A 16,861-nucleotide genomic window follows, 5' to 3' on the forward strand; every position below is an offset into this window, starting at 1 on the left:
CATGCCTGCATCCGTCGCCATCGTCACCGGGGCCGCGGGCGATATCGGCCGGGCCATTGCACGGCGCCTGTCGGGAAGCCATGACGTGGTGGCGCTGGTGGATATCGATGAAGGCGCGCTGGCGGCGGCGGCCGCGGAACTCGGCGGCGCACCAAGCTTTGTCGCGATTGCCTGCGATGTCACGGATGAAGACAGCGTGCGCCGCATGGCAGCAAAGGTCGAAGAGCTTGGCCGTGCGACGACGCTCGTCAACAATGCCGGCGCAGCGCGTGCCGTTTCGCTTGGCGATACGACGGCTGATATCTGGCGGCAGGACAGCGCGCTCAACCTCGAAGCGGCGTTTCTCACCTTTCGCGCGCTGGAAGAGCCGTTGAAGGCCTCGCAAGGCTCGCTGATCAACATCGCGTCGGTGAACGGCATGGCCGTCTTCGGCCACCCGGCATATAGCGCCGCCAAGGCCGGCCTCATCCATTTCACCAAGCTTGTCGCCGTCGAATACGGCAAATTCGGCATCCGCGCCAATGCAGTCGCACCCGGAACCGTGCGCACGCAGGCCTGGGAGGCTCGCGCCGCCGCCAATCCGCAGGTCTTCGAGGAAGCCAAGCGCTGGTATGCGCTGCGCCGCATTGCGACCGCCGAAGACGTGGCCAATGCCGTCCACTTTCTGTCAAGCGACCAGGCATCCGCCATTACCGGCGTGTGCCTTCCCGTCGATTGCGGGCTGACCGCCGGCCAGGCGGAAATGGCCCGCACCTTTTCGCAATCTGACAATTACTGACCCGTTCGACCACCATAAGCATAAGGGGAACCACCATGGCCGACGCACACTTTCGTCTCGAGAACAGCTGGGCTCCGATCGAAGGGGATGACGGCGGCGGCTTCGTCTTCACCCTCGTCAATCTCTCGGATGCGCCGATTTCCGGCTTCACGCTCGCCTATACCTCGCTCACCCGCGTCAAGGATCAGCCGGCGTGCGGCAATGCCCGTTTCCTGCGGCGCAATGCCAATTTCCATCAGTTCGCGCCGCTGGACGGCTTCGTGCTTGAGCCGGGTGCCGCCTGGCAGTTTTCGGTCAAAGGCCTCTGGCGCCCTGCGCGCCACCGCACCGATGGCGCAAAATCCGCCTATCTGACGCTTGCCGACGGCACCCATGTGGATGTCGCCGTGGACGACCTGATGCTGGCCGGCCGTCACAGCGAACCGGCACCACGACTTCTGCCGGAAGGCAAGGTGACGGAACCCTTCGCCCTGCTGCCCTACCCGGCCGAGGCACAGCTTCAGGCGGGCGAAACCTTTCCCGTAGCGTTTTATCCCGCAGACGGCACGAGCCTGGACGACCAGAAGGCCATGCAGGCCGTCGGCGCGCTGTATCGCCGCCTGTTTTCGGTCGGTCATGCGCCGTTTGCGCTGGGCAGCGTGCATGAGGGCAGGGCGCTGAAGTTTGTCGCCGACACCACACTCCCCAAGGAAACCTACCGCCTCGACTTCGGCTCCGACATTACGCTGACTTATGGCGATGCGGCCGGCCGCGCCTATGGCCTCACGGCACTGGCGCAACTGCTGCATGGTGCGCGGCTGGAGCCCCAGACATTTGCGTTTCCGGCATCGGGCTTTATCAACGACACCCCGCGGTATGGCTGGCGCGGCTGCCATCTGGATGTCTCGCGCCAGTTCTATCCGGTGGCAGACATAACCCGCCTCATCGATATCCTGGCCTGGCTGCGTCTCAACGTCTTCCATTGGCACCTGACCGATGACGAAGCCTGGCGGCTGGAGATCAAGGCCTATCCGACGCTGACGACGCTCGGCGTTCTGCGTGGCCCCGACGAGCCGATGCTGCCGCAGCTCGGCAATGGCGCGCAGCCGGTCGGCGGCTTTTACACGCAGGAGGATGTGAAGGCGATCGTTGCCCATGCGGCATCGCTGCATGTCGAGGTCGTTCCGGAGATCGACATTCCCGGCCACAGTACGGCAACGCTCACCGCCCTTCCCGACCTCGTCGACGGACAGGAAGCCCCCGACAGCTATCGCTCGGTGCAAGGCTATCCGAACAATGCGCTGAACCCGGCAATCGAGGAAACCTATGTCTTCCTCGGCAAGGTGCTTGACGAGATGGTCGAGCTTTTCCCGTCAAAGCTCATCCATATCGGTGGCGACGAGGTGGCGGCCAATACATGGATGGCCTCGCCGCTGGCCCGCAAGCTGATGGAGAAGGAAGGCATTGAGGGCACGTTCGGCCTGCAGAGCCATTTCATGAAGCGCATTCAGGGCATGCTTGCCGAGCGCGGCCGCAAGCTTGCCGGCTGGGACGAGGTATCGCACGGTGGCGGCGTCGATCCGGCCGGTACGCTGTTGATGGCCTGGCAGAAGCCGGAGGTCGGCATCGAGCTTGCCCGTGAGGGTTATGACGTGGTGATGACGCCCGGACAGGCCTATTATCTCGACATGGTGCAGGCCACCGAATGGCAGGAGCCGGGCGCCAGCTGGGCCGGCACGGTGCCGCCGCAGCACACCTATACCTATGAGGCCGTGGGCGAATTTCCCGAGGAGCTGAAGCCGCGCATGCGCGGCGTACAGGCCTGCATCTGGTCGGAGCATTTCCTCAATCGCGATTACTTCAACCATCTGGTCTTCCCGCGCCTCGGTGCGATTGCCGAAGCCGCCTGGACGCCGAAGGACCGGAAGGACTGGCTGCGCTTTGCCGCCATCGCTCCGCTGGTGCCAAAACTCTGATTTTCTTCAAAGGACTGTTTCGATGACCTATCGTATTGCCGTGGGCGGCATCCATACCGAATGCTCGACCTCCTCGCCCGTGCTGATGCAGCCGGAAGATTTTCGCGTGCTGCGCGGGGATGAGCTTCTCGGCGCCGACTATTTCAGCTTCCTGAAGGCCGATGACATTGAGCATCTGCCGCTGCTCCATGCCCGTGCCGTGCCGGGCGGTCCCGTTGCCCGCCACACCTATGAGGCATTCAAGGCGGAGTTTCTTGACCTCCTCAAGAAAAGCCTGCCGCTCGACGGGCTTTATCTCGCCATGCATGGCGCGATGAATGTTGAAGGCATGGACGACGCCGAAGGCGACTGGATTTCATCCGCCCGCGCCGTCGTCGGTCCGGACATTCCGGTTGCAGCCAGCTATGACCTGCACGGCAATGTCACCCAGAAAATCATCGACCAGCTCGACATCTTTGCCGCCTATCGCACCGCCCCGCATATCGATGTGCGCGATACCATGGTGCGCGCCTGGTCGATGCTTGCAAAGACGCTGAGGACCGGTGAGAAGCCGGGCGTCGTCTGGGCGAAGGTACCGGTGCTCCTGCCCGGCGAGCGGACCTCCACGGAAGACGAGCCGGCCAAGGGCCTCTACCTCAAACTGCCCGGACACGATGACCGCCCCGGCATCTGGGACGCAAACCTCATGGTCGGCTATGTCTGGGCCGACGAGCCGCGCGGCACGGCCTGCGCCGTGGTGACCGCAACGGACTCGGCGGAAGCCGCCAAGGTCGCCTCGGAGATTGCCAAGAGCTACTGGGATGCAAGGGCGGACTTCCAGTTTGGCCCTGTCACCGGCCCGCTCGCCGACATGCTGGAAATCGTCGACAAGACGCAGACGCGTCCGGTGATCCTCGCCGATTCCGGCGACAACCCGACCGGCGGCGGCGTTGGCGACCGCGCCGATGTGCTGAAGGCGCTGATCGAGAGGGATTTCGACGGGGCCGTGATCGGCGGCATCACCGACCGCCCGGCGGTTGACGCCTGCTTTGCGGCGGGTGTCGGCGCGGTGCTCAGCCTGAAGATCGGCGGCTCGCTCGATCCGGCAAGTCCGTCCGTCACGGCGCAGGCAACGGTCGTCCGCCTTGATGACACCGGCGTCGACAGTGAACGGCAGGCCGTCGTCACCATCGGCGGCATCACGCTGATCCTCGCGGCCAAGCGCCGGCCCTACCACAATCTCGCTGATTTCACCCGCCACGGCATCGATCCGCAGGCGGTGCGGCTTCTGGTGGTCAAATCCGGCTATCTGTCGCCGGAGCTTGCGCCGATCGCCAATCCCAACCTGATGGCGCTCACCGATGGCGTGATCAACCAGGATATCGAACGCATCCGCAATACCCGCCGCACGATGCCGAGCTATCCCTTCGTCAAGAATTTCGAGTATACCCCCGATCCCCGGCCTTCGGCGCGCTTTGCCGAAGCGCTTGTCCCGAAACCGTAAGGCCCCGCCAGATATGCCTCGATACTCCTTTGCCCGCCGGGGTGCCGCGTGAGCGCGGCCCTTCGGGCAAGCTTCAAAAACCCGTCGTTGCGGGTCAGCGCCCTTGCCATCTTCTTCTTCGGGACGACGGGAGCGGCCGTTTCCCCCTACCAGTCGATCATCGGCATCCAGGAACTGGGGTTGAGCGATGGAGGCTACGCGCTTCTGATGCTGGCGGCGGCCGTGATCAATGTCACGGCCAGCGTCCTGATGGGTATCTTTTCCGACCGGCTCGGTGATTATCGAACCTCCATCGTCTATGTGTCGCTGTTCGGCATCGCCGGCTTCGGTATCGTCTACCTCATGGCGAGCGCTCCGGCCTTCGTCGTGTCGAAGCTCATCCTGCTGCCGGTGTTTGGCGCGCTGAACTCGCTGATCTTTGCCAATGTGCGGGCAAGCTCGACGGGGCTCAGCCCCTCGGCGCTGATTGCCGTCAATTCCACCATGCGCGCCACCATTTCGCTCTCCTGGGTGCTGATGCCGGGGCTCGTCGGCCTGATGCTGATGAAAGCGCCGAGCATGCTGCCGGCCTATCTGGTGGCAACCGCCTCCGCGCTTGTCTGCTTCGTGCTTGCTCTCTGGTTCCTGCCGCGTGGCGAAACGCCGGTCGAGCGCCACCATGAAGACCGTTACAAGGTGTTTGCCTCGCTGGGTGAGGTCATGGCGCCGCGCGTGCTCTTAAGGGTGATCTCCATCTCGCTCATCTGCTCGATGCTCTATGTCAGCGATACCGTGCGCCCGCTCATCGTCACTGGCAAGGCCGGAGGCACGGTGGCCGATCTCGGCATCATCGTCGGTATCGTTGCCTTCCTCGAGATCATCTTCATTGTCGTCTGGGGCAAGGCGGAACGCTACATGCGCGCCGTCACGGCGCTGGCGCTCGGGGCCAGCCTCTATGTCGTCTACATGGTGCTGCAGGGGCTTTCCAGCGCCACCTGGCATGTCTATGCCCAGACGGTGCTGAGCGGCATTGCGGCGGCCGCCATCATCAGCCTGCCGATCACCTATCTGCAGGACCTGATTGCCGACCGGCCGGGCCTTGGCAGTTCGCTGATTGCCGTCAACATGTTCTTAAGCGCAGGGCTCAGCGCCGTGGTATTCGCCATCGGCACCCGAATCGGTGAATATGGCGCGACATCCATCCTGAGTGCCGCGCTCGGACTTGCCGGCGTCGTGTTGCTGATTGTGCTCGACGGCGGGTCCAGGAAGCGGATGGTTTGAGCAATAGAACGGGAGTGCCAGGCACCGTGCAGCCGATCCTTGAAATCTGCGTCGACAATGCCGCCGGACTTTTTGCAGCCCTCGACGGCGGCGCCGGCCGTATCGAGCTGTGTTCGGCGCTGTCGGTCGGCGGGCTGACGCCCTCGCGTGGCTTCATGGATCTCGCCGGCTGCCAGGATGTGGCCGTCACGGCGATGATCCGGCCGCGCGCCGGCAACTTTATCTTTTCGGCCGCGGAAATCGCCATCATGAAGGCCGATATCGACGCCGCGCGGGCCGCAGGCCTGACCGGCGTCGTGCTGGGAGCAAGCCTCACCAACGGCCGGCTTGATACGAGGACGTTGCGCGAACTCTGCCGCCATGCCGAAGGGCTGGATCTGACACTTCACCGCGCCTTCGATCTGACGCCGGACAAGCCGCAGGCGCTGGAAGAGGCGATCGGTCTTGGCTTTTCCCGCATCCTCACCTCCGGCGGCCGGCAGACGGCGCTGGAGGGCATCGACATGCTGGCCGCCCTGATGGCGCAGGCGGGTGATCGCATCACCATCATGCCCGGATCCGGCGTTCGCCCGCAGACGGCCGGACCCCTTCTCGAGCGGATGGACATAAGCGAACTCCACGCCTCCTGTTCGGCCCGCTTCATCGAGGGCGACAGCCAGCTGGTGGACTTAAGCTTTGCAGCGCGCGAGATGCTGCAGACGGACACCGCGACCGTTCGCGCCCTGAGAGCCATGCTGTTTGACGCCGCTGCCGCGCGTCGCCTCGGCGCCCGCGCCACCGCCTGAAGCCCGGTTATCCGCGCTTGCCGCGTGCCAAGGCGTTGCGGATCGAAAAGCTCGAATGGATGCGCGTGACGCCGGGAAGTTTTGACAGGATATCGGTGTGGATCGCCTCGAATTCCTTCGGGCTCTCCACCTCGACGCGCAGGAAATAGTCCCAGTCGCCGGTCATCAGGTAGCATTCGCGGATTTCCGGGCGCTTGCGCACCGCATCCTCGAATCGGTTGAGATAGTCCTCCGTCTGGCGATCGAGCGTGATATTGATCATCACCGCCAGTGTGCTGCCTTCCTCGCCGGAGCCGATCAGCGCCGTGTAGCCGCGGATGATGCCCGCCTCCTCCATCAGCTTGATGCGCCGCAGGCAGGCCGACGGTGAAAGGCCCACCACTTCGGCCATTTTCGAACTGCTCATGCGCGCGTCGAGCCGCAGAAGGCGGATGATGTTGCGGTCGATGGCGTCCAGTGTCGCGGCCATGCGCGTTTCCTTCGGAATGATGGTGGTTTTGCGCTCGAATTGAGCATTATTGCGTCTTTCACGCAAGATATGCTCAAAACGCGCAAATTCTCTGCGCTACATTTTTTCTATCAGTTGCGCGGGGTTGCCATGGACATGTCGCATTCCATCACGTGGGAAAAGGCCGGTGCGCCGGGCATCCTCACCATCGATCTGTCGGCTCTCAAGCGCAATTACCGCCGCATCGCGACCACCGTTTCGCCGGCCAAAGCCGCCGCCGTGGTAAAGGCCGATGCCTATGGGCTGGGCGCTCAGGTGGTGGCGCCGGCGCTTTACGCGGAAGGATGCCGGGATTTCTTTGTCGCGCAATATGCAGAGGCTGTCATCCTTCGCCCGCTTCTGCCACGCGATGCCGTCCTTTACGTGCTGAACGGCCTGCAGCCCGGCACCGAAGAGGATTGCGCCGCACGCGGTATCGTTCCCGTGCTCAACTCTCTGGAGCAGGTGATGCGCTGGCGCGCAGCAGCCGGGGTCGTCGGAGAGAGGCTGAAGGCCCTCTTGCAGTTTGACACGGGCATGTCCCGGCTCGGCATGGCAAGCGTCGAGGCGGAGGCTCTCGCTATTGATCCGGCGCTGCTTTCCGGTATCGACATCCTCTATATCATGAGCCATCTCGCGTGCGCGGATGAGGCGGAGGATCCGCACAATGCGGCCCAGGCCGAGATGATGCGCCGCTTTTCCAGCATCTTCCCGGGCGTGCCCGTCTGTTTCGGCAATTCCGCCGGCGCCTTTCTCGGTGAAAGCTATCGCGGCGCCCTGGTACGCCCCGGAATTGCCCTTTATGGCGCACGCCCGACCGATATCCTCGAGCGGCCGATGGAGCCGGTGGTGACGATCGAGGCACGCGTGATCCAGGCCCGCACCGTGCCGGCCGGCACCGCCGTCGGCTATTCGGCCACCTATGTGACTGACAGCGAACGGACGCTTGCCACCGTCGCGCTCGGCTATGCGGACGGTTTGCCGCGCACGCTCAGCAATCGCGGGGCGCTGTTTTTCAAGGGTCACCGCCTCCCCATCGTTGGACGCGTCTCGATGGACAGCACCATCATCGACATCAGCGATCTTGAACCGGGCATGCTGGCGCTTGGCAGCCTCGTCGAATTCATCGGGCAGCACCAGACGCTGGAAGAGGTGGCGGAAACCGCCGGCACGATTTCCTGGGAGATCCTGACCGGCCTCGGCCACCGCTATTTCCGCCAGTACCGCTGACCGAACGACACAATAAAAAGGGGAAAACCATGAAGATCACCATTCTCGGAGCCGGCGTCATCGGGGTCACCTCCGCCTATTACCTGGCAAAGGCCGGCCATGAGGTGACGGTTCTCGACCGTCAGCCCGGTCCAGCACTGGAAACGAGCTTTGCCAATGCCGGCGAAGTGTCCTTCGGCTACTGCTCGCCCTGGGCGGCCCCCGGCATTCCGCAAAAGGCGCTGAAATGGATCTTCATGGAGCATGCACCGCTGATCCTGCGTCCAAAGCTGGATCGGGCCATGCTCTCCTGGATGCTGCGCATGCTGGCGAACTGCACCTCGGAGCGTTATGCGCTGAACAAGAGCCGCATGTTGCGCCTTGCCGATTACAGCCGTCTGGCACTTGCCGAAGTGCGTGCAGACACGGCCATTGCCTATGACGAGCGCATGCAGGGCACGCTCCAGCTGTTTCGCACCGAAGCGCAGCTGGAAGCCTCTGCCAAGGACGTGAAGGCGCTTGCCGCCGACGGCATCCCTTATGAAGTGCTCGACCCGGCCGGCTGCATCCGCGCTGAGCCGGCGCTGGCCCATGTGCGCGAAAAGATCGTCGGCGGGCTTCTGACCCCGAAGGACGAGACCGGCGACTGCTTCAAGTTCACCAATGCGCTGGCGAAAAAGGCGGAGGAACTCGGTGTCACCTTCCAGTGGGGCGTCGACATCAAGGCGCTCGAGGTGGAGGGCGGCACGGTGAAGGGAGTGATCACCGGTCGCGGCCGCATCACAAGCGATGCCGTGGTGGTGGCGCTCGGCAGCTATTCGCCGATGCTCGTCAAGCCGCATGGCATTCGCCTGCCGGTCTATCCGGTCAAGGGCTATTCGCTGACCATTCCGATCACCGATGCGACGCGCGCGCCGGAATCCACCGTGATGGACGAGACCTACAAGATCGCCATCACCCGGCTTGGTGACCGGATCCGCGTCGGCGGCATGGCTGAAATCTCGGGCTATACCAATGATCTGGGCCTGGCGCGCCGGCGCACGCTCGAACATTCCGTCACCGATCTTTTCCCCGGCGGCGATGTGACGAAGGCGGACTTCTGGTCTGGCCTTCGCCCGATGACGCCCGATGGCACGCCGGTCATCGGCGCCACCGGCGTGCGCAATCTCTTCCTCAACACCGGCCATGGCACGCTGGGCTGGACGATGAGCTGCGGCTCGGCCAAGGTGCTTGCCGACATCGTCAGCGGCCACAAGGCGGATATCGAGACGAAGGATCTGGCGGTATCCCGCTACGCCGCCTGACCCGATCTTCAGACCCCTGACCGGGCTGCCCCGCGCCCGCACGGCGCGCGGCATGTTTTTCGTGTTACCGCATCAGGCCAGCTGAGCGCAGCGCGCCTTCGATAAGGCCCTGAATGCTGCCTGCTGCATGCGTGGTGCGGGTGTCCGGCGGCATCTGCTTGGACGCTGCCCGGCGGCTACCCACCTCAGCCTTGATGCCATCGGGCATCAGGCCCCAGCTCTGCGCCATCATGCGGGTAGAGGAAAGGCCGATGTCGAGCATGTAGGGACCGGGTTTTTCCATTCCGGTCGTGGCATCCACCGGCGTTCCATGTCCCATGCCCCCGATCCGGTAATATTGGAGAAGGCTGCGCCCGCGCGCATCCGTCCAGACAATGCGGTCGTGGCCGGCAACCTTGTCCTGATGGGCCGCATCCGTGGCCACGCCATGCACGCCCCGCCACTGCGCCAGAATGGCCTGCGCATTGGCTTCGGCAACGGTGCTGTCAGCCGTGCCATGCCAGACCGCAACGGTCGGCCATGGCCCCTGGTGGTCGGAGGCATCGTTCAGCCGGCGCTGCAATTCCTGTTCGCCCGGAAGCCCGTGGCCGCGCATCCGGTCGAAGGCCTCCGGCACGGTGGCAGCCGTTGCAAAGGGTAGGCCTGCGATGATGGCGCCGCCGGCAAACATCTCCGGATACGCCGCCAGCATTGCATTCGCCATGGCGCCGCCGGCGGAAAGCCCGGTGATGTAGACCCGCTTCGGGTCCGCATCATGGCGCGCGATCACCGCCTCGATCATCTGATGGATGGAGGCGAGCTCGCCCGAACCGCGACGACTGTCTTCCGGCACGAACCAGTTGAAGCACAGATTGCCATTGTTGGCGCGTGCCTGCTCGGGATAGAGAACGATGAAGCCCTGCTCGTCGGCGAGTTTCGACCAGCCCGATCCCTGGTCATAGGCGTCTGCCGTCTGGGTGCAGCCATGCAGCACCACGACGACCGGCGGCTTTCCTACCATCAGGTCCGGCACATGGAGCTTTGCCCCGAGTGCACCGGGATTTGAGCCGAAACCGGTGAAGGAGGTCAGTGCACCGCCAGCCGGGTCCGCCCCCTGTTGCCGGGCGAACTGGCCCGTGCGGGCGCGAAGGCGTTCCAGCCGTTGCAACGTATCGGAAAGAGAGCGCATTTTAAATCCTAGCCGCCGCACCGGGATGGCGCAGCCTTGTGTCCAACGCCTTTCTACAGGATTTGTTGCTGCATTGCACAAATTAGATGATCGAACTGTATGAAAGTGATCTCAGGTCGGGGGAGCACAGTGGTGCAGTGTGCTCGGTGACGTCCGGCATCTGCCGAAATCAGGTGCTTTCCGTCGACCGATGCAGGCGCCGGTAGCGCCGGAAATGGTACCGCGTAAACCAGTCTCGGTGCAGTGTCAGCACGATGCCCTTCAGCGAGCGCATGAGGTTGCGTCCCCGCGCCCGCTTTCTATCCTCCTGCAGCAGGCTTCCGCCGAGCACCATGGCTGTTTCGCAGATCGGGTTGCCCGGAATGGACCAGATATCGAGCCCGAGTTCCCAGAAGAACTTGATATCCTCATCGACCACGCGGAAGACCCGCTTGCGGGAAAGGAAGCGCTTTGCCCCTTCCCGCGAGATCAGGTAGCCGACGAGACCGGCGCGGGTGCGCTGCCATTTGACCAGCGACATGCCGCCTGCGCGCGTCCAGACGCCGAGATTGCGCGACCGGTCGCGCGGAAAATCGAAGAGCTTGACGATATGACGCCCTTGGGCGAGCAATTCGCCGGCACGATCGACGGCCTGGCGCACGATCTCGGGGTCGCGAATGTAGAAATCGTCCTCAAGCAGAAGGGCATGGTCGAAATCGCTGTCGAGCAGCGTCTGCCAGCCGAGCCGATGGGTGGCATAGGCTGCAATTTCGCTGCGGGTCGGGATGCGTTTGCACCAGCGGCGGGCCTTTTCCGTATCATAGATCCGGTCGATTTCCGGATCGCGGCCGATGAACCCGTCCACCACGCGCACCGGTGCCTGGCCGAAGACATCATGGGCCTGCGCACGGGCATTTTCCAGCCGTTTTGCCGAAGAGAGACTGCAGGTGAGGATGAGGATGGCGGTGCGCGCGGCCTGCGCAGAGCCCGCGGGACGATCACTGTCGGTCATGCAGCACCTGAACGCTTGGCAGGCCAACCGGGACGATGCCCAGATCCCGCGCCAACTGACCCAATCCTTCCGTTTCGAGAAGATCGCGATAGGGTGTTTCCGGAAAGAGCAGCCCCGCCCGGTGTAGGTCCGCCCGCACCAGCAGGACCGTGCCGCCCACGCCGTTCAGCGGCACGCGATCGAGATAGCGCAAGTCGTCCAGGTGACGCCGCGCCCAGTAGTTGACCGGCGGCTGGAATATCCCGCCGCGGACATGGCGCATATACTCCACCTCCCCCGGCTCTCCGATGTCGAGAAACGCGTTGAGATCGTAGCTTGGACCATCCGGCTCAAGGACGCAGTCGGGCGTCACGATCTTTTCCCGCACGGCAAGCAGCGCCGTCAGCAGATCGCTCGGCAGGCCGATGACATCGGCATCCATCCACAGGATCCAGTCTGAATCATCGGCGAGCACCTGTCGCACCAACTCGTTGCGTGCCCGCGCAAGACCGGCACGCCGCTTCGCCTGGAAGGCGGGCCGCCACCGCCGGGCATGGGGAAAATGCGGAGCGTTGCGGCGGGTTTCCAATCGCCGCATTCCGGCAAATGTCGCGGCATGGCGGGCAATCAGGCCCTTCAAAATCTCCGGCGTTTCATCGCTGCTATCGCCTTCGCCATAGACGATCTGGATGCGGTTCTTTGGATAATCGAGCCCGAGGATGGCATCGAGATTGCGTGCGAGCGTGGAGGCGCCGTTGCGCACCGGGATCAGGATCGTCACTTTCGGAAATCGCTCGTCTGCCGGGATCTCCCGGTGCAGCAGGGTTTCGTCCATACGGGCGCGGAGGGCCGCAAGCCTTGGCCTTCTGCCTCGAAGACGATGACGGAGCTTGCGCAGCTTGGTCACCGCGCGTTTGAGAGCATGCGGCGGGCGCTCGCGGAACCAGCTCCCTTGCCAGAAGTGCTGCGACACACACAGATCCCGGAACGGGCCGAACCGCTCGGCCGGCGGGCAGCGGTCGCTGTCGCTTTCTGCAAAGAGATGCGAGGAATGCAGCGCGATCTCATCCGGCTGCGCCCATTGCGCGACAGCCGCGCTGAGGATCAGAGGGCCGGTCGTTTCAAGCACATGGCCCGTCGTGCGCGATGACATGCGCAGGCAGTGGTCGATCACGGCGTCCCAGAGCGGATGGCCGGCGGGACTTGCCATGGTTCCGTTGAAGAGGAGGGCCGGTAGACCGCGGCGATGGGCGTGGTGCTGCCTGTCGCGCGGCTCTTCGCACAGGATCACGCGCGGATCGCCTGCCAGCGGCTCTAGCGACTGCAGGCAACGCGTATCGACATCAGCATACACGCCGCCAAAATGTTTCAGCAGACAGTAGCGAGCAAGGTCAGCCCGCTGCACGGGATGGGCATAGCCATCATAGACCTGCAGAAGCTGGGGAAATTGGCCAGCCATGAAATCGCGCAGTGCGGTATCGTCCCAGAACTGATATTGCCAGCGGGGATTAAGACGTTGCCAGCTTGCAGTATCCCCTGTTTCGATAGGAACGGGAAATGTATGCCACGTCTGATGCAAGATGCGTGGAATGCCAGGGGTTGGGATTGATGTCATATCTGCAAGTAGAGCTATCGGAGGGGGACCGAAAAACATCCGGAGGAGAAATTCGTAACAATGCTAATTATAGGGACGTCTCTGCGTTTGCTAGCGCTAACCGAATTTTTATTGCGCGGACAACGCGACGCGACAAAAGTCTCCCGGCGACCGTCAGTCCGCTTGCAGAGGATGAGATCGTTGCCCTGATCGAGTGCATCGAACGCGACCGGCCGCAGGCAATCATCTTTGAAGGCGTCGGCTTACTGAGCGCCATCGAACGGGTGCGTGCACGCTTTGCGGATCTTGCCATCATCGTTGATTTCCACAATGTCGAAAGCCGGCTTTACCGGGATATCCGCCTGTCGCGCTGGCCCCGGTGGTTGCGCCCTCTCGGCGCGCTTCTCGCAGTACGGCGGTTCCGGAAGGCCGAGGCCGCCGACAGGAAGGCCGTGCGGCTTGCGACTGCGGTCTGGACATGCTCGCAGCAGGATCTGGATCTCGTTGCGGGCATGGGCGAGAAGCGGCACCTCGTGCTTGTGCCCAATCCCATTCCGGCCTGGTGCCTGGAAGCGCCAGCCTCCGCCCCGGCTTTCTCGCCCGGCAATGAAGTGCTCTTCGTCGGCCATCTGGGCTATGCCCCGAATAAACTTGCTGTGCGCGAACTTTCCGCCCGGATCATGCCGAAGCTTGTCGGCCTGGTGCCCGATGCACGCTTGCATGTCTGTGGCCGAAGCCCGGCGGGCAAGCTTGCCCGCCTGCTGGAAGAGGGCGGCGCGCGGTTGACGGCGGATCCGGCTGATCTTCGCCCGATCTATGCGGCCGCTGCCGTGGCGGCCATTCCCTTGCGCCAGGGCAGCGGCACACGCCTGAAGGTTCTGGAAGCGCTGGCAACCGGCTGCCCCGTGGTCGCCACGCAAAAGGCCGTGGAAGGTCTCGGGCTGAAGGCCGGGCAGCATTACCTTGCGGCAGAGACTGTTAACGAATTTGCCCGTCAGCTGGCGCAGGTGCTCAAAAATCCGGCGCTGAAAAAGAGGCTGATCGAGGAGGGCCGCAGCTTCGTGCTTGCGCAGTATGGTCCGTCTGCGCGGGAAAAGGCGGTTCGATCCGCTTTGCTGGAGCTCATCCCCGCATCGGGCCTGTGATGGCCGGCGGTTGACGGGCAAAAGGCGGGCCTATCGCAATCTCAGGCTCAGTCCTCGCCGTCTCCCTCGTCGCCGATGGCTGCCTCATCCACTTCCCCCACGGCCGGCGGCCATTGCTGGGCGGCATGCAGCACGCGCAGAATGGTGACCGCGCGTGCATCCTCGACGTAGATCAGGATATAATTGCCACGCACCACCAGTTCGCGTGTGCCCGCCACCCGGCCCATGCGGCAGGATTTTGGATAGGCCAGCAGGTGAAGGGCTTTAGTCTCGATCTCGTTTTTCAGCGATTGCGCCGCATCGGGATTGTGATCGGATATGTAATCGATGAGGGCAAAGAGATCGGCACGCGCAGTCTGGCGCCATTCAAGAACGGGCACGGCGCTTCCTGTCGATAAGGGCCTGCATGTCGTCCATCACGTCCTGATGGGCAAGCGGCGGGCGGCTGTCGTCCAGCGCCTCCTGCACCTTGGCGCGGAACCAGCGGTCATAGGCGTCCGGATCGCTGGTGAGCCCGGCCGGAAGGCCGCCTTCGCGGGCAACCCGTGTCAGAAGGATCCGCACGGCATCGGACACGGTGAGACCGACGCTTGCGAGCTTTTCGGAGGCCTCGGCCTTCAGCGTTTCATCGACGCGGATATGCAGCATTGCCGTCTTGCTCATCGGGCTCTCCATGTGACGATGGATATTATGTCTCTCAATTGAGAGACATTCAAGCCCGTGCATCCGCAAGACAGGCCAAGCTCACGGATTGTCGCGCTTGAAAATCCAGTCATGATCCGGATGGTTGGCAAAGCGCCACTTGCGCAACGGCCCCGCCATGACGTTGAGGTAATACATCTCGTAGCCGTAGGGGGCGCCGCAGGGGTGATGCCCCTTCGGCACCAGAACCACATCGCCGGACGAGACGGCCATGGTTTCATCGAGCGAGCCGTCCTCGGTGAAGACACGCTGGAAACCAAACCCTTGGTCTGGGTTGAGGCGATGGTAATAGGTCTCTTCCAGATAGGTCATGGCGGGGAAATTGTCCTCGTCATGGCGGTGCGGCGGATAGGAGGACCAGTTGCCGGACGGCGTGAAGACTTCCGTCACCAGAAGACTGTCGGCCACGTCGCGCTCTTCCATGGCGATTGGAAAGATGTGGCGGGTATTGGCGCCCTTGCCGCGTTCGGTGAGCGCAATGCCGGCAGGCCCGATGACCTCAGCCTCGCGCCCGGGTTTGGCCGGCGCGGTGCAGATGGCCAGCATGCAATCGGTCGTGGCGGTCGCCGACCAGTCGGCGCCGGCCGGGATGTAGACACAGTGCGGCGGCTTCTTCTCGAAGACGTTCATGCGGTCGCCGAGTTCGCCAAAGACCTTGCCGCCACCGGAAATCTCTGCCTTGCCTTCGACGAGCACGAGAATGACTTCCGTTTCGCCGGTCTGCTCGGCAGCGCTTTCGCCGGGCTTCAGGTGATAAAGACCAAAGCCGACATAACCCCAGTTGGCGCTTTGTGGCGTAATGTCATGCACCTTGCCGGTCTTGGCCGTCGGCTTGCGCAGCAGATCGCTCATTCCTCATCTCCCTTTGCGGCATTTTTTCGCGCCTCCTCGGCGGCCGCTTGTGCCATGGTGCGATCATAGATGATCAGCAGTTCGTAGGCGGCATAGGCGCCGGCCACGAGAAACATCAATCCCCAGCCAGTGGAGCCGTTGTACAGTTCCACCGCACCCCAGGCTAACGGCAAGAGCGCGGTCAGGATGCGCCGCCACAAAGGCTTGAAGAACGGATGGTGGGGATCGAGAAATTTCAAAAGGTCGTTCCTTCGGTAAGATGCGAGGCTCAGGCCGGGATCAGGCCCGCATCCTTGGCGAAGCCCTTCAGCGATTTCAAGCCGAGGCTCTGATATTCAAAGGGATTGCGGACATCCGGGTCCTGTTCCGCCTCGATGACGATCCAGCCCTGATAGCCGTGTTCTGCGGCAATCTTGAGAACCGGCGGGAAGTCGACGCCGCCTTCGGTATCGCCCGGAACGGTAAATACGCCGCGACGCACGCCTTCCAGGAAGGAGAGCTTTTCATTGCGAACCTGCTCGGCAATTACCGGGCGCACGTTCTTGGCGTGGATATGGCCGACGCGGTGCATGTATTTTTTCGCAACGGCTTCCGGGTTTCCGCCGCCGAAATAGCAATGGCCCGTGTCGAGCAGCAGCTTGGCATGCGGGCCGGTGTGCTGCATCAGCAGATCGATTTCCGCTTCGCTCTCGACCACCGTGCCCATGTGGTGATGGTAGACCAGCGAGATGCCCTGGGACGCAGAGAACTCTGCCAGCGCCTCGACGCCGGCACCAAACTTTTCCCAATCGGCTTCGGCAAGTTTTGGCCGGTCGGCAAGAGCCGTATCGTCGGCGCCGTGGATGGCGTTCGAGGTTTCGCATACGATGATGACCTTGCATCCCATGGCCTTCAGCACGTCGAGGAAGGGCTGCATGGCAGCCTTTTCCTCTTCGATGCTGTTGGTCAAGAGGTTCAGCGAGTGCCAGCCGGAGACGAATTTCAGGCCACGCGGTTCGAGTACGGATTTGAGGCCGGCCGGATCGGTTGGCAGCTTGTGGCCTTTCTCGATGCCGTCGAAGCCGATCTTGGCGGTTTCATCCAGGCACTGTTCGAGGGTGATATGCGCGCCGAGCGAGCGGTCGTCGTCATTGGACCATGCAATCGGGTTGGTACCGAAGAGGATCATC

At 63.2% G+C, this 16,861-nt stretch carries 17 protein-coding genes; 8 read left to right on the forward strand and 9 right to left on the reverse strand.

The window, feature by feature from the left end; translation table 11 throughout:
- The first annotated feature begins 1 nt into the window (after position 1).
- From ACEXP3_RS16385 to ACEXP3_RS16405, 5 genes are read left to right on the forward strand one after another with little or no spacing between them, the layout of a single operon-like run.
- Complete coding sequence (locus ACEXP3_RS16385; protein WP_377298236.1) at positions 2 to 778, forward strand: SDR family oxidoreductase; 777 nt, start codon at positions 2 to 4, stop codon at positions 776 to 778.
- A 35-nt stretch (positions 779 to 813) separates the two neighbouring features.
- Positions 814 to 2,733: a beta-N-acetylhexosaminidase gene (locus ACEXP3_RS16390; protein WP_377298237.1), complete on the forward strand. Its 1,920-nt coding sequence runs from the start codon at positions 814 to 816 to the stop codon at positions 2,731 to 2,733.
- A 22-nt stretch (positions 2,734 to 2,755) separates the two neighbouring features.
- Complete coding sequence (locus ACEXP3_RS16395) at positions 2,756 to 4,216, forward strand: M81 family metallopeptidase (RefSeq protein WP_377298238.1); 1,461 nt, start codon at positions 2,756 to 2,758, stop codon at positions 4,214 to 4,216.
- Positions 4,217 to 4,264: 48 nt separating this feature from the next.
- The gene (locus ACEXP3_RS16400) at positions 4,265 to 5,476 is read left to right on the forward strand and encodes an MFS transporter (protein ID WP_377298239.1); all 1,212 of its coding nucleotides are present in this window, start codon (positions 4,265 to 4,267) and stop codon (positions 5,474 to 5,476) included.
- Positions 5,477 to 5,502: 26 nt separating this feature from the next.
- Entirely contained in the window at positions 5,503 to 6,261 is a 759-nt protein-coding gene (locus ACEXP3_RS16405; protein ID WP_377298240.1) for a copper homeostasis protein CutC, read from the forward strand.
- A gap of 7 nt (positions 6,262 to 6,268) precedes the next feature.
- Here ACEXP3_RS16405 and ACEXP3_RS16410 read toward each other — a convergent pair whose 3' ends face one another.
- Positions 6,269 to 6,730 carry an Lrp/AsnC family transcriptional regulator gene (locus ACEXP3_RS16410; RefSeq protein ID WP_377298241.1) on the reverse strand — a complete coding sequence of 154 codons (462 nt, stop codon included), beginning with the start codon at positions 6,728 to 6,730 and terminating at the stop codon, positions 6,269 to 6,271.
- A gap of 135 nt (positions 6,731 to 6,865) precedes the next feature.
- Here ACEXP3_RS16410 and alr point away from each other — a divergent pair, with 135 nt between their 5' ends.
- Positions 6,866 to 7,978 (forward strand): alanine racemase, encoded by a 1,113-nt coding sequence (gene alr, locus ACEXP3_RS16415; protein WP_377298242.1) that lies wholly within the window; start codon positions 6,866 to 6,868, stop codon positions 7,976 to 7,978.
- Positions 7,975 to 9,261, forward strand: coding sequence for a D-amino acid dehydrogenase (locus tag ACEXP3_RS16420; protein ID WP_377298373.1), 1,287 nt, complete (start codon positions 7,975 to 7,977; stop codon positions 9,259 to 9,261). The genes alr and ACEXP3_RS16420 overlap by 4 nt, the downstream gene beginning before the upstream one ends.
- Positions 9,262 to 9,325: 64 nt before the next feature.
- Here ACEXP3_RS16420 and ACEXP3_RS16425 read toward each other — a convergent pair whose 3' ends face one another.
- The 3 genes from ACEXP3_RS16425 to ACEXP3_RS16435 all read right to left on the reverse strand — a co-directional run bounded on the left by ACEXP3_RS16425 (position 9,326) and on the right by ACEXP3_RS16435 (position 13,053).
- The gene (locus tag ACEXP3_RS16425; protein WP_377298243.1) at positions 9,326 to 10,429 is read right to left on the reverse strand and encodes an extracellular catalytic domain type 1 short-chain-length polyhydroxyalkanoate depolymerase; all 1,104 of its coding nucleotides are present in this window, start codon (positions 10,427 to 10,429) and stop codon (positions 9,326 to 9,328) included.
- A 169-nt stretch (positions 10,430 to 10,598) separates the two neighbouring features.
- A complete protein-coding gene (locus tag ACEXP3_RS16430) occupies positions 10,599 to 11,420 on the reverse strand; it encodes a glycosyltransferase family 25 protein (protein ID WP_377298244.1) in 822 nt (273 codons plus the stop codon).
- Positions 11,407 to 13,053, reverse strand: a complete 1,647-nt coding sequence (locus ACEXP3_RS16435; RefSeq protein WP_377298245.1) for a glycosyltransferase — start codon at positions 13,051 to 13,053, stop codon at positions 11,407 to 11,409. The genes ACEXP3_RS16430 and ACEXP3_RS16435 overlap by 14 nt, the downstream gene beginning before the upstream one ends.
- 224 nt (positions 13,054 to 13,277) lie before the next feature.
- Here ACEXP3_RS16435 and ACEXP3_RS16440 point away from each other — a divergent pair, with 224 nt between their 5' ends.
- The gene (locus ACEXP3_RS16440) at positions 13,278 to 14,138 is read left to right on the forward strand and encodes a glycosyltransferase (protein ID WP_377298246.1); all 861 of its coding nucleotides are present in this window, start codon (positions 13,278 to 13,280) and stop codon (positions 14,136 to 14,138) included.
- 47 nt (positions 14,139 to 14,185) lie between these two features.
- Here ACEXP3_RS16440 and ACEXP3_RS16445 read toward each other — a convergent pair whose 3' ends face one another.
- The 5 genes from ACEXP3_RS16445 to iolE form a co-directional block, all read right to left on the reverse strand.
- Positions 14,186 to 14,518 (reverse strand): type II toxin-antitoxin system RelE/ParE family toxin, encoded by a 333-nt coding sequence (locus tag ACEXP3_RS16445; RefSeq protein ID WP_377298247.1) that lies wholly within the window; start codon positions 14,516 to 14,518, stop codon positions 14,186 to 14,188.
- Positions 14,505 to 14,801 (reverse strand): type II toxin-antitoxin system RelB/DinJ family antitoxin, encoded by a 297-nt coding sequence (locus tag ACEXP3_RS16450; protein ID WP_210106437.1) that lies wholly within the window; start codon positions 14,799 to 14,801, stop codon positions 14,505 to 14,507. The genes ACEXP3_RS16445 and ACEXP3_RS16450 overlap by 14 nt, the downstream gene beginning before the upstream one ends.
- Positions 14,802 to 14,882: 81 nt before the next feature.
- Complete coding sequence (gene iolB / locus ACEXP3_RS16455) at positions 14,883 to 15,692, reverse strand: 5-deoxy-glucuronate isomerase (RefSeq protein ID WP_377298248.1); 810 nt, start codon at positions 15,690 to 15,692, stop codon at positions 14,883 to 14,885.
- A complete protein-coding gene (locus tag ACEXP3_RS16460; RefSeq protein ID WP_210106435.1) occupies positions 15,689 to 15,931 on the reverse strand; it encodes a hypothetical protein in 243 nt (80 codons plus the stop codon). The genes iolB and ACEXP3_RS16460 overlap by 4 nt, the downstream gene beginning before the upstream one ends.
- Before the next feature lie 29 nt (positions 15,932 to 15,960).
- Entirely contained in the window at positions 15,961 to 16,860 is a 900-nt protein-coding gene (iolE, locus tag ACEXP3_RS16465) for a myo-inosose-2 dehydratase (RefSeq protein ID WP_377298249.1), read from the reverse strand.
- Position 16,861: the final 1 nt, after the last annotated feature.

Source organism: Neorhizobium fuzhouense (genome assembly GCF_042611105.1).
GTDB lineage: Bacteria > Pseudomonadota > Alphaproteobacteria > Rhizobiales > Rhizobiaceae > Neorhizobium > Neorhizobium galegae_A.